The 11,816-nt window shown below is 64.8% G+C and carries 10 protein-coding genes; 3 read left to right on the top strand and 7 right to left on the bottom strand.

The window, feature by feature from the left end:
• The first annotated feature begins 25 nt into the window (after window positions 1-25).
• Window positions 26-529 (top strand): RNA pyrophosphohydrolase, encoded by a 504-nt coding sequence (locus ABIB99_RS29975; RefSeq protein ID WP_063980427.1) that lies wholly within the window; start codon window positions 26-28, stop codon window positions 527-529.
• 63 nt (window positions 530-592) lie between these two features.
• Window positions 593-1,093 (top strand): RNA pyrophosphohydrolase, encoded by a 501-nt coding sequence (locus ABIB99_RS29970; RefSeq protein WP_354178943.1) that lies wholly within the window; start codon window positions 593-595, stop codon window positions 1,091-1,093.
• 136 nt (window positions 1,094-1,229) lie between these two features.
• Here ABIB99_RS29970 and ABIB99_RS29965 read toward each other — a convergent pair whose 3' ends face one another.
• From ABIB99_RS29965 to ABIB99_RS29940, 6 genes are all read right to left on the bottom strand, one after another.
• Entirely contained in the window at window positions 1,230-2,906 is a 1,677-nt protein-coding gene (locus ABIB99_RS29965) for an adenylate/guanylate cyclase domain-containing protein (RefSeq protein WP_354178941.1), read from the bottom strand.
• 149 nt (window positions 2,907-3,055) lie between these two features.
• On the bottom strand, window positions 3,056-3,463 hold the full coding sequence (locus tag ABIB99_RS29960; protein WP_063980425.1) for a F0F1 ATP synthase subunit epsilon: 408 nt from the start codon (window positions 3,461-3,463) through the stop codon (window positions 3,056-3,058).
• Between the two features lie 89 nt (window positions 3,464-3,552).
• On the bottom strand, window positions 3,553-4,995 hold the full coding sequence (gene atpD / locus ABIB99_RS29955) for a F0F1 ATP synthase subunit beta (protein WP_063980424.1): 1,443 nt from the start codon (window positions 4,993-4,995) through the stop codon (window positions 3,553-3,555).
• Between the two features lie 54 nt (window positions 4,996-5,049).
• Entirely contained in the window at window positions 5,050-5,925 is an 876-nt protein-coding gene (locus tag ABIB99_RS29950; RefSeq protein ID WP_063980423.1) for a F0F1 ATP synthase subunit gamma, read from the bottom strand.
• A 141-nt stretch (window positions 5,926-6,066) separates the two neighbouring features.
• A complete protein-coding gene (atpA, locus tag ABIB99_RS29945) occupies window positions 6,067-7,596 on the bottom strand; it encodes a F0F1 ATP synthase subunit alpha (protein WP_063980422.1) in 1,530 nt (509 codons plus the stop codon).
• Window positions 7,596-8,156, bottom strand: coding sequence for a F0F1 ATP synthase subunit delta (locus ABIB99_RS29940; RefSeq protein WP_063980421.1), 561 nt, complete (start codon window positions 8,154-8,156; stop codon window positions 7,596-7,598). Before ABIB99_RS29940 ends, atpA begins: the two co-directional genes overlap by 1 nt.
• A gap of 635 nt (window positions 8,157-8,791) precedes the next feature.
• Between ABIB99_RS29940 and ABIB99_RS29935 the strand changes: the two genes are divergently transcribed.
• On the top strand, window positions 8,792-9,301 hold the full coding sequence (locus tag ABIB99_RS29935; RefSeq protein ID WP_028150468.1) for a septal ring lytic transglycosylase RlpA family protein: 510 nt from the start codon (window positions 8,792-8,794) through the stop codon (window positions 9,299-9,301).
• A 227-nt stretch (window positions 9,302-9,528) separates the two neighbouring features.
• On the opposite strand, the gene ABIB99_RS29930 is transcribed toward ABIB99_RS29935, so the two are convergent.
• The gene (locus tag ABIB99_RS29930; RefSeq protein WP_063980420.1) at window positions 9,529-11,739 is read right to left on the bottom strand and encodes a primosomal protein N'; all 2,211 of its coding nucleotides are present in this window, start codon (window positions 11,737-11,739) and stop codon (window positions 9,529-9,531) included.
• Window positions 11,740-11,816: the final 77 nt, after the last annotated feature.

Below are 11,816 nucleotides of genomic sequence, written 5' to 3'. Positions count from 1 at the left end.
AAAAGCACGCGAGAGGTCTGGCGGAATGGCACGTTACGAGGATCTGCCCTACCGTACCTGCGTCGGTGTGATGCTGATCAACATGAAGGGTCTGGTGTTCATCGGCCGCCGCGCCGGTGGCATCGAGCATGTCGACGACGCCCATGTCTGGCAGATGCCGCAGGGCGGCGTCGATCCCGGTGAGGACACCTGGGATGCCGCCAAGCGCGAGCTCTATGAGGAGACCAGCGTGCGCTCGGTCGAGCGGCTCGGCGAGGTCCCGGACTGGCTCGTCTACGACATCCCGCGCACGGTTGCGGGACGCGCCTGGAAGGGCCGCTATCGCGGCCAGCGCCAGAAATGGTTCGCGGTCCGGTTCACCGGCAAGGACAGCGAGATCAACGTCGAAAAACCCGGCGGCGGCCACAAGGCCGAGTTCGTGAGCTGGCGCTGGGAGCCGATGAAGAACCTGACCGGGCTGATCATCCCGTTCAAGCGCCCGGTCTATGAGCGCGTGGTGAAGGAATTTTCCGCGCTGGCGGATGAATAAATCAAATCGTCATCCCGGGTTCGGTGCTAATGCATCGCCGGAATGACGATGAAAGACGCGCGCGTGACCAATCAAAAACCCTACCGTCCCAACGTGGGGATCGCCCTCTTCAATGCCGATGGCCGCGTGCTGATCGGCCACCGCTTCAAGGGCGACGGCCCCGAAATCATCCTGCCGGGCCTCGACTGGCAGATGCCGCAAGGTGGTGTCGATGAGGGCGAGAACCTGCGCGATGCGGCGCTGCGCGAGCTTTGGGAAGAGACCAGCGTCAAGAGTGCGGACTATCTCGGCGAGACAGACTGGCTGACTTACGAGTTCCCGCCCTACGACGGGCCGCAGACGCACCGGCTGGCGAAGTTCCGCGGGCAGCGCCAGAAATGGTTCGCGCTGCGCTTCACCGGTCGCGATGACGAGATCGATCCGCTGACGCCGCGCAACGAACAGCCCGCGGAGTTCGACGCCTGGCGTTGGGAGCGGCTCGACCGCGTCGCCGATCTCGTGGTGCCGTTCCGCCGCGAGGTCTACCGCGCAGTCGCGCGGCAGTTTGCGCCCTTCGCAAACTAAAACTGCGAAAACAACCCCATGCACAGTAGCCGGCGATTGCCGGCGCGATGCGCGGTGGTCGTTGCGAAGCTTTTGAAGCGTCGGAGAGAATCGGCCGCGCGGCGCAATCGTCGTGGCGGCCTATGTCCAGCAAGCTCTAATTGGTCGGTCCGACCGTGAACGGGCCAATCGCGATGACGTGGCAATCGCTGTCGCGCTTGGCGCAGTCGGCGAGCGCGGAGTTGACGGCGGTCTGCTCGTCCGCCGCCTTCAGGCCGAGGCCCGGCCGGCCCGCGGTTCCGACCGCGACCGCGTTCCAGCCCATGCCATCGGCGAGCTTGCGTACGACCTCGGCCCGCGCGTCGGCGGCGATCGAGGCGTTGGACGCGGCATGGAAGAAGCCGGTGATCCTGAGCAGGGTCGGGATCGGCACGACGAAATTGTCGTCGACCGCGACGATCAGACAGGCCACGCCGGCGATGGCGCCGCACGATTCCAGCGAACGCCGCGCCGAATCGTCGACGGATGACGCGCCCAGCACCATAAAATATTGACCGCCCGGGCCAAGCGCGATTGCGCGGGATTTCGCCGCCGGCACGAACATGTTCTCGAGCCGGACTTTTGCCGGATCGCGCACCATCGGAAAATCCTTCGGCGCGAAGGCCCGCTCGGTCATGGCGTCGTGGCGCACCCAGGGCTGCGGCGGCATCGGCGGCTTGCCGTGCGTGTAGACGACGTCGTTGCCGACCGCATAGAGCTCGCAGCGCCGCGGCGATTGCGCGGCATCGGCGCGCTTCTGGCACTGCTCGAGCGCCATGTTGCGCGCGGCTTCCTCGGTCGGCTGGTTCAACGCCGCGCCTGTGAAGCCGCCGACATTGAGCGCGAAGGCCTTGTAGTCGCCGGAGGCGGAATAGTCGCCAGCCAGATAGTTGCGGATGCGCTCGTTGATGAAGGGCACGCTGTCGGCGGCCAGCTTGCCCGATAGCGGCGCGGCGGATGGTGAGGACGCGGGCATCGGCGCCATCGCAGCGCCGGCTGGGCTCATCGGAGCCATCGGCGCCTTTGCCATCTGGGTCGGCATCGGGCTCGGCGCCACGGCATCTGCCGCTGGCGCTGCACTTGGCATTGCAGCACTTGGCGTCGCGGCCGGCGCGACTGCGGCGGTGACCGTCTGCTTGAGCTTGGTGTTGTAAAGGAAGCCGGTGACAAGGATGGCGACGACCGAGACGACGGCGACCACCAGCGGCCACATCCACGCGGGTGCCGCGGCCAGCTTGGAGGCGGGCTTCTTCAGTTTCGGCGTGGCGTAGGTGCCGTCCTCGCGCCGCATCGCCACCATGTAGGCATGCACCGGCGTCGGGATGTTCTTGACCTCTTGCGCGCCGATGTCGGCAAAGTGCACCGACAGCTTGTTGGCGACCTGCTCGTGCACGGCGCGGGAAACGCAGATGCCGCCGACCTCGGCGAGGCCTTCGAGCCGGGCGGCGATATTGACGCCGTCACCGAGCAGATCGCCGTCGCGCTCGACCACGTCACCGATGGTGATGCCGATGCGGAACGACATCTGCCGGCTCGGCGGATAGGCCATGTTGCGGGTTCGCAGGGATTCCTGGATGTCGATCGCGCAGCGCACCGCATCGACCGCGCTCGGAAATTCCGCGAGCACGGCGTCGCCCGCCGTGTTGAAGATGCGTCCGTTGGCCTTCGCAATGAAGTCGTCGACGACCTCGCGATAGGAGGCGAGACGCCGCAGCGTCTCCTCTTCGTCTTCCGCGACCAGTCTTGAGTAACCGGCAATATCGGCTGCGAAAATCGCTGCGATCTTGCGTTTCATCTGCTGCCAGCCCCGAAACAAATTCGCGGGCGCAGAATGCCGCTATCGGCGGCGCGGTGCAACAAAGTTTCAGCGCCCGCCACTTCCGTGACGAGCGCTGAACCTGTTCAGGAACTTGTAGCTTGAGCCCCGGAGCAGTGCACCGGGGCTTAGTGCATAGCCGTACTGTTGAGCTGCTGCTGGATGCTCTTGAAGTGGTCGAGCCGCTCGATGGCCTGATCGAGCTCGCCGCCTTCGTGCTCCTTCAGGCCGTCTTCCATCTCGGAGATGGTCGCGGCGAACTGGGCACGGTCGAGTTCGTCGAGCGACGTCGCGACGTCGGCGAGCACGGTGAGGCCCTTTTCGGAGACTTCGGCGAGACCGCCGAGCACGATGATCTTCACGTGCCTGCCGCCCGTGGTCACGGTGAGGATGCCGGGCCGGATCGCAGCAACGACCGGCGCATGTCCCGCCAGCACGCCGAAGTCACCCTCGACGCCGGGGATGTCGACCTGGTCGACCTGGCCCGAGAATGCGAGCTTTTCCGGCGAGACGAGATCGAAGTGGATGGTGGCCATTGGAAACCTGCGAATGGTGAGTAGCGAACGCGCGAGTGGCGAGCAGCGAATGGCGAATAGATTCTACTCGCCACTCCCTATTCGCCAGCTTAGGCGGCTTCCGCCGCCAGCTTCTTGCCCTTCTCGACTGCCTCTTCGATGGTACCGACCATGTAGAAGGCGGCTTCCGGCAGGTGGTCATACTTGCCTTCGCAGAGGCCGCGGAAGCCCTTGATGGTGTCCGCGAGGTCGACGAACTTGCCGGGCGAGCCGGTGAAGATTTCGGCGACGTGGAACGGCTGCGACAGGAAGCGCTCGATCTTGCGGGCGCGGGCCACCGTCAGCTTGTCCTCTTCCGAAAGCTCGTCCATGCCGAGAATGGCGATGATGTCCTGGAGCGACTTGTAGCGCTGCAGCACCTGCTGGACCTGACGCGCGGTGTCGTAGTGCTCCTGACCGACGACGAGCGGCGAGAGCATGCGCGAGGTCGAGTCGAGCGGGTCCACCGCGGGGTAGATGCCCTTTTCCGAGATCGCGCGGTTCAACACCGTGGTCGCGTCCAGATGCGCGAACGAGGTCGCGGGCGCCGGGTCGGTCAAGTCGTCGGCCGGAACGTAGATGGCCTGCACCGAGGTGATCGAGCCCTTCTGCGTGGTGGTGATGCGCTCCTGCAGCGCGCCCATGTCGGTGGCGAGCGTCGGCTGATAACCCACCGCCGAAGGAATACGGCCGAGCAGCGCCGACACTTCCGAGCCGGCCTGGGTGAAGCGGAAGATGTTGTCGACGAAGAACAGCACGTCCTGGCCCTGATCGCGGAAGTGCTCGGCGACGGTGAGACCGGTGAGGCCGACGCGGGCGCGGGCGCCCGGCGGCTCGTTCATCTGGCCGAACACCAGCGCGCACTTGGATTTCACGCTCGGATCCGGATTGTGCGGATCGGCGTTGACCTTGGACTCGATGAACTCGTGATAGAGGTCGTTGCCTTCGCGGGTACGCTCGCCGACGCCGGCGAACACGGAGTAACCACCGTGCGCCTTCGCGACGTTGTTGATCAGCTCCTGAATCAGCACGGTCTTGCCGACGCCGGCGCCGCCGAACAGGCCGATCTTGCCGCCCTTCGCATACGGAGCAAGAAGATCGACGACCTTGATGCCGGTGACGAGAATTTCAGCTTCGGTCGACTGGTCGGTGTAGCTCGGCGCTTCCTGGTGGATGGCGCGGAGACCTTCGGACTTGATCGGGCCGGCTTCGTCGATCGGCTCGCCGATCACGTTCATGATGCGGCCGAGCGTGCCGTCACCCACCGGAACCGCGATCGGCTGGCCGGTGTCGGTCACTTCCTGGCCGCGCACCAGACCTTCGGTCACGTCCATCGCGATCGTGCGGACGGTGGACTCACCGAGATGCTGCGCAACTTCCAGCACGAGGCGGATGTTGCCGTTCCGGGTTTCCAGCGAATTGAGAATGGCGGGCAGGTGGCCCTCGAACTGCACGTCGACGACGGCGCCCATGACCTGGGTGACGCGACCGACCTGGTTAGCTGCTGTAGCCATGAATAGCTCTCCTTCGAAATTCTGGACTTGAACGACCGTCGTTTGGTTCGTGCGTCAGACCGCCTCGGCGCCGGAGATGATCTCGATCAGCTCCTTGGTGATCTGGGCTTGACGGGTTCGGTTGTAGATCTGGGTTTGCTTGCGGATCATTTCGCCGGCATTGCGGGTGGCGTTGTCCATCGAACTCATCTGCGCGCCATAGAACGAAGCGTTGTTTTCCAGCAGCGCGCGGAAGATCTGCACCGCGATGTTGCGCGGCAACAGGCCGGACAGCAGTTCGTCCTCCTCCGGCTCGTAATCGTAGGACGTCGTCGGCGCGTTCGCCGCCTTTTCCTCGACGACCAGCGGGATGATCTGCTGCGCGGTCGGGATCTGGGCGATCACCGACTTGAACTGCGCGTAGAACAGCGTGCAGACGTCGAACTCACCGTTGTCGAAACGGGCCAGCACCTTCTTGGCGATGTCCTCGGCGTTGACGAAGCCGAGCTGACGAACGCTACGCAGGTCGAGGTGCTCGACGATCTGCTTGTCGAACAGGCGGCGGAGCTGCTCATAGCCCTTGCGGCCGACACAGAAGAATTTCACTTCCTTGCCCTGCGCGATCAGCGCCTGGGCGCGCTCGCGGGCGAGGCGCACGATCGAGGAGTTGAAGGCGCCGGACAGACCGCGCTCGCCGGTGCAGACCAGCAGCAGGTGGACCTGGTCCCTGCCGGTGCCGGCCAGCAGCGCCGGCGCGCCGGGCGAACCCGCAGCGGCGCTGGCGATGTTGGAGATCACCGCGCTCATCTTGTCGGCATAGGGCCGCGCCGCCTCGGCCGCTTGCTGGGCACGGCGCAACCTCGACGCCGCGACCATCTGCATCGCCTTGGTGATCTTCTGCGTCGCCTTGGTGGAGGCGATGCGGACGCGCATGTCTTTAAGTGACGCCATTCTTCGTCCCCGACGATCCGACCCTTTGGCCTGATCGCAAACCTATCCAGTCGTCATGCCCGGGCTCGCCCCGGGCATCCACGCGGTGCCTCACACGCCGTTAGACGTGGATGGCCGGGACAAGCCCGGCCATGACGGCATTTACGCGAAGCTCTTCGCGAAGCCTTCGACCACCGACTTCAGCTTGGCGGCGGTGTCGTCGGAGAGATCGCGGCTGTCGCGGATCGCGTTGAGGATCTCGGCGTTCTTGCCGCGCAGCAGCGACAGCAGACCGTCCTCGAACGCGCGCACCTTGTTGAGCGGGAGCGGATCGAGATAGCCGTTGGTGCCGGCCCAGATCACGCAGACCTGCTCTTCCATCTTCAGCGGCGCGAACTGCGGCTGCTTGAGCAGCTCGGTCAGGCGCGAACCGCGGTTGAGCAGGCGCTGGGTCGAGGCGTCGAGATCGGAGCCGAACTGCGCGAACGCCGCCATTTCGCGGTACTGCGCGAGCTCGCCCTTGATCTTGCCGGCGACCTTCTTGGTGGCCTTGGTCTGCGCGGACGAACCGACGCGCGACACCGACAGACCGACGTTCACCGCGGGACGGATGCCCTGGAAGAACAGGTCGGTTTCCAGGAAGATCTGGCCGTCGGTGATCGAGATGACGTTGGTCGGAATGTAGGCCGACACGTCGTTGGCCTGGGTTTCGATGACCGGCAGCGCCGTCAGCGAGCCCGAGCCCTGGTCCTTGTTCAGCTTCGCCGCGCGCTCGAGCAGGCGGGAGTGCAGATAGAACACGTCGCCCGGATAGGCTTCGCGGCCCGGCGGGCGGCGCAGCAGCAGCGACATCTGACGGTAGGCGACGGCCTGCTTGGACAGATCGTCATAGATGATGACGGCGTGCATGCCGTTATCGCGGAAGTACTCGCCCATGGTGCAGCCGGTGAACGGCGCGATGTACTGCATCGGAGCCGGATCCGAAGCGGTGGCGGCGACGATGATCGAGTATTCGAGCGCGCCCTGCTCTTCCAGCACCTTCACGAACTGGGCGACGGTCGAACGCTTCTGGCCGATCGCGACGTAGACGCAATACAGCTTGATGTTCTCGTCCGGCTGCGCGTTGAGCGGCTTCTGGTTCAGGATGGTGTCGAGCGCGATCGCGGTCTTGCCGGTCTGACGGTCGCCGATGATCAGCTCGCGCTGGCCACGGCCGATCGGGATCAGGGCGTCGATCGCCTTGAGGCCGGTCGCCATCGGCTCGCTCACCGACTTGCGCGGAATGATGCCGGGCGCCTTGACGTCGACGCGCATGCGCTTGTCGGCCTGGATCGGGCCCTTGCCGTCGATCGGGTTGCCGAGCGCGTCGACGACGCGGCCGAGCAGGCCCTTGCCGACCGGCGCGTCCACGATGGCGCGGGTGCGCTTGACGGTCTGGCCTTCCTTGATCTCGCGGTCGGCGCCGAAAATAACGATACCGACGTTGTCGGTTTCGAGGTTCAGCGCCATGCCGCGGGTGCCGTTCTCGAATTCGACCATTTCGCCGGCCTGGACGTTGTCCAGACCATAGACGCGGGCAATACCGTCGCCGACGGACAGCACCTGTCCGACTTCGGAGACTTCAGCTTCCTGGCCGAAATTCTTGATCTGGTCCTTCAGGATCGCGGAAATTTCCGCGGCGCGGATGTCCATCAGCCTGCCTCTTTCATCGCGTGCTTGATCGAATTGAGTTTGGTGCGAAGCGAACTATCGATCATGCGGCTGCCAAGCTTGACCACGAGGCCACCGATGATCGAGGGATCGACCTTCACGTTGAGCGCGACGTCCTTGCCGGTCACCGACTTCAGGGCAACCTTGAGGGCGTCGAGATTCTTGTCCGAAAGCGCCTCCGCCACGGTGACGTCGGCCGTCGTCTCGCCCTTGAACCTGGCGACGAGGGCGCGATAGGCGCGAATGACGTCAGCCACCGCGAACAGGCGGCGGTTGGCGGTCAGGACTTTCAGGAAATTGGCGGAGATGCCGGCGATGCCCGCCTTGTCCAGCACGGCCGAGAGGGCCCTGGACTGGGTATCGGCCGCAAACACCGGGCTGCGGACGAGGCGCGTCAGATCGGCGCTTTCGCTCAGCAAGCCCTCGAATTTATCGAGATCGGCTTTGACCTCGTCGACCACATTCTGGTCGCGGGCCAGTTCAAACAAGGCCGTTGCATAACGGCCCGACACACCGGAAACGGACGTATCTTCTGCAGCCACAGACGCGCTCTTTTTGCTGTCAAACTCGCAAGGGAAAAACCGTCGCCACAAAGCGGCGCCAAGCGATCCAAGCCCTTGGAATTCAAGCGGGACTTCGATTTTCGGCCGACACGGGAGGTGCCGGGTCCGTTAAAATCGCGGCTTTGCTAACATAGCAGGCGCGCACGTGCAACATGACGCCAAATTAAAGGCACGACCTTCTGTCGCCAGTTCGTCGCAGCCGACGGCACCGCGACAGCGGCCTGCCACGTCGCGGAATGACGCGCCCCCTCGGCGGCATCGCGGCCATTCGTTCCTGCCCTCAGCGCATAGCGGCCATGAACACGAATCGCTGAGGCGTGAGTCGGACGTGACGAGCGGCCTCCCCTGAATACTTTCCTAATTCTAAACATGAAGTATAATGACCTCGTTTTACAGTATTAATGAGTAATAAAATAGTTAAATAATTGTTAAAGCGAAAGATTCCAGAACATCGGCTGCAACATTGATGCCAATCACAGAATATTTCATGACGACACAGAACGGATTTACTGCCCAATTCACGCCTCATTAGGAATCGAAACGCGATCCCGCTCACAGACTTACGGGGGCTCCACTTGCCACATATGTGGCAATACTAGATTAGGGACCACTAAATGCTGTCTTTGAAGACGCTGGGCTCCGTGCCCCGGCCGCGCACGGCGATCGCTTTCGTTGCCGCCACTCTCCTCGTCGGTGGAACCGCCACCGAAGCTTCTGCCAAATCCCGGCATCACCACCGGTACTCTCACCATCATCACCGCCACCACGCCCAGAGCGATGCCAACACGACCTCCGATTGGCGCAACGCCAACGCGTCGATGACGCCGTCGTCGGGCACGGGCCGCAGCTTCTCCGGCATGGCCTCCTATTATGGCAACGAATCCGGCAGCCGGACTGCATCGGGCCAGCGCTTCAACCAGAACGCCATGACCGCAGCGCACCGTTCGCTGCCGTTCGGCACCAAGCTGCGCGTCACCCATGGCGGTTCGAGCGTCATCGTCACCATCAATGACCGTGGCCCGTTCATTCGCGGCCGCGTCCTCGACCTCTCCACGGGCGCTGCCCGCGCCATCGGCCTCACCGGCGCCGGCGTCGGCCGCGTCACCGCGGAAGTCGTCTCCTAAGGCGCCACCAGCGCCTCACCGACAAAGCGCAAATCTCGCCATCGTCCGCGGACGTGTGAGCGGCGAGACCAGTTCGGGCGAAACAAGCCCGCCGTCTTGGGGGACGGCGGGCTTTTTGATTCTTTCGTCATTGCGAGGAGCGCAGCGACGAAGCAATCCAGACTGCCTCCGCGGAGGGATTCTGGATTGCTTCGCTGCGCTCGCAATGACGGGGATGGATCGCAGCCTTACAAAAAGCTCTGCGGGTCGACGTCGACCTCGAGCTTTTGGTTGCCCTTCGGCTTCGGACACACCGCCAGCCAGTTGCGCAAATAGTCCGACAGATCGAAACCACGCGCCGATTTCACCAGGATGCGGAAACGGTAGCGACCCTTGATCACGGCGAGCGGGGCCTCCGCCGGTCCCAGCACCACGACGCGCTCGTCGCGCGGTGCGAGCGCAACGAGGCGGCGACCCAAACCTTCGGCGCTCGGGCGGTCGCCGGCCGAAATGATCAGGCTCGCGAGCCGGCCGAACGGCGGATAGAGCGTGCGCTCGCGCAGATCGATCTCGCTGTCGTAGAAGGCCTCGCGGTCGCAGGCGATCAGCGCCTTCATCACGGGATGATCGGGCTGGTGGGTCTGGAGATAGCCGACGCCGCGGCCCTGCTCGCGCCCGGCACGGCCGATCACCTGGTTGAGCAGCTGCCAGGTGCGTTCCGACGCGCGCGGATCGCCGTTGGACAGGCCCAGATCCGCGTCGACCACGCCGACGAGATTGAGCCGTGGAAAGTTGTGGCCCTTGGCGACGAGCTGCGTGCCGATGATGATGTCGACGCGGCCCTCCGCGATCTCGGTAAGCTCGGAGCGCATTGTCTCGATCGAGGTGATGAGATCGCTCGACAGCACCATGGTGCGCGCGTCGGGGAACAGCGCGGCCGCCTCTTCCTGCAAGCGTTCGACGCCCGGTCCGACCGCGACCAGCGATTCCTCCGCCGCGCAATGCGGGCAGGTCTGCGGGCGCGGCATCGAGAAGCCGCAATGGTGGCAGACCAGCCGCTGGCGAAAGCGGTGATCGACCAGCCAGGCATCGCAGATGGTGCAGGCGAAGCGATGGCCGCAGGCACGGCACAAGGTCAGCGGCGCATAGCCGCGGCGATTGAGGAACAGCAGCGCCTGCTCGCGCTTTTCGACCGCTTTTCTGATCTCGGAAGCCAGCCGCGGCGAGATATAGCGGCCGCGCGCGGGCGGCTCGCGGCGCATGTCGATCGCCTCGATATGCGGCATGTGCTGGCCGCCGAAGCGCGAGGGCAGCGCGATGCGCTGATAGCGGCTCTTGCGCGCATTGACCTCGGATTCGACCGACGGCGTGGCGGAGGCCAGCACGATCGGGATCTTGGCGATATGCGCGCGGACCACCGCCATGTCGCGGGCGTGATAATGCACGCCCTCGTCCTGCTTGTAGGCCTGGTCGTGCTCTTCATCGACCACGATGAGGCCGAGATTGGCGTACGGCAGAAACAGCGCCGAGCGCGCGCCGACCACGACCGGCGCACTGCCATCGGAGATCGCGGCCCAGTTGCGTGCGCGGGTGCGCGGCGTCAGCTCGGAGTGCCATTCGATCGGACGCACGCCAAAGCGCTGCGCGAAGCGGTCGAGGAACTGGCCGGTCAGCGCGATCTCCGGCATCAGGATCAGAGTCTGCTTGCCGCGGCGGATGGTCTCTGCAATCGCCTCGAAATAGACCTCGGTTTTGCCGGAGCCGGTGACGCCGTCGAGCAGCGCAACGTGAAAGGTGCCGTTGGCGGCGAGCGCGCGCATTGCATCCACCCCGGCGCGCTGGAGCGGTGAAAAATCCGGCTGGCCAAAATCCGGATCGGGTGCCGGCGGCGGCGGAGGCGGCGGCATCGGCTCGACCGTGAGCGTGCCTTCGTCGACGAGGCCGTCGATCACGCCGGCCGAGACCCCTGCTTCCTTGGCGGCCTCGGACTTGCCGTGCAGCAGGCGATCCGACAGCAGCTCGATCACGCGCTGCCGCGCCGGCGTCAGCCGTCGCGGCGGATCGCCGACCAGGCGCACACCGGCGCGCACCCGCTCCGGGCCGAGATTCTCGCCCATGCGCAGGCACATCCGCAGCACCATGCCGCGCGGGCTCAGCGTGTAATTGGCGACCCAGTCGACGACCGAGCGCAGCTCAGGCTTCAGCGGAGGAAGATCGAGCTTTTCGCTGACCTCCTTGAGCCGGTTGTGCAGGCGCGGGTCGGGATTGGCGTTCTCCGCCCAGACCACGGCCAGCACCTCGCGCGGGCCGAGCGGCACGCCGACGAGATCGCCCGCCTTCAGCTCCATCCCCCGCGGCACCTTGTAGGAATAGGTCTGGTCGAGCGCGACCGGCACCAGCACGTCGACCATGCGGGTCGCGTTGGCGGGGGTGGTCGTGCTGCGCGACGAATGATCCATCAAAGATCTTTGGAGGGAGAATCGGAACCTTGGGGCCTTGAGGCTAGCGCCCAGGGGCGGCCTTAGCGAACAGTAAA

Origin of the sequence: Bradyrhizobium sp. LA6.1 (assembly GCF_040547805.1) — a bacterium.
GTDB classification, from domain to species: domain Bacteria; phylum Pseudomonadota; class Alphaproteobacteria; order Rhizobiales; family Xanthobacteraceae; genus Bradyrhizobium; species Bradyrhizobium barranii.
This window is presented reverse-complemented; position numbering and strand designations above follow the sequence as displayed.

What these genes read in the sequence shown, in the direction of transcription:
- ABIB99_RS29975 (WP_063980427.1), top strand. Translation starts at nt 26, where the DNA reads ATGGCACGTTACGAGGATCTGCCCTACCGTACCTGCGTCGGTGTGATG.
- ABIB99_RS29965 (WP_354178941.1), bottom strand. Translation starts at nt 2,906, where the DNA reads ATGAAACGCAAGATCGCAGCGATTTTCGCAGCCGATATTGCCGGTTAC.
- ABIB99_RS29960 (WP_063980425.1), bottom strand. Translation starts at nt 3,463, where the DNA reads ATGGCCACCATCCACTTCGATCTCGTCTCGCCGGAAAAGCTCGCATTC.
- atpD (WP_063980424.1), bottom strand. Translation starts at nt 4,995, where the DNA reads ATGGCTACAGCAGCTAACCAGGTCGGTCGCGTCACCCAGGTCATGGGC.
- ABIB99_RS29950 (WP_063980423.1), bottom strand. Translation starts at nt 5,925, where the DNA reads ATGGCGTCACTTAAAGACATGCGCGTCCGCATCGCCTCCACCAAGGCG.
- atpA (WP_063980422.1), bottom strand. Translation starts at nt 7,596, where the DNA reads ATGGACATCCGCGCCGCGGAAATTTCCGCGATCCTGAAGGACCAGATC.
- ABIB99_RS29935 (WP_028150468.1), top strand. Translation starts at nt 8,792, where the DNA reads ATGCTGTCTTTGAAGACGCTGGGCTCCGTGCCCCGGCCGCGCACGGCG.
- ABIB99_RS29930 (WP_063980420.1), bottom strand. Translation starts at nt 11,739, where the DNA reads ATGGATCATTCGTCGCGCAGCACGACCACCCCCGCCAACGCGACCCGC.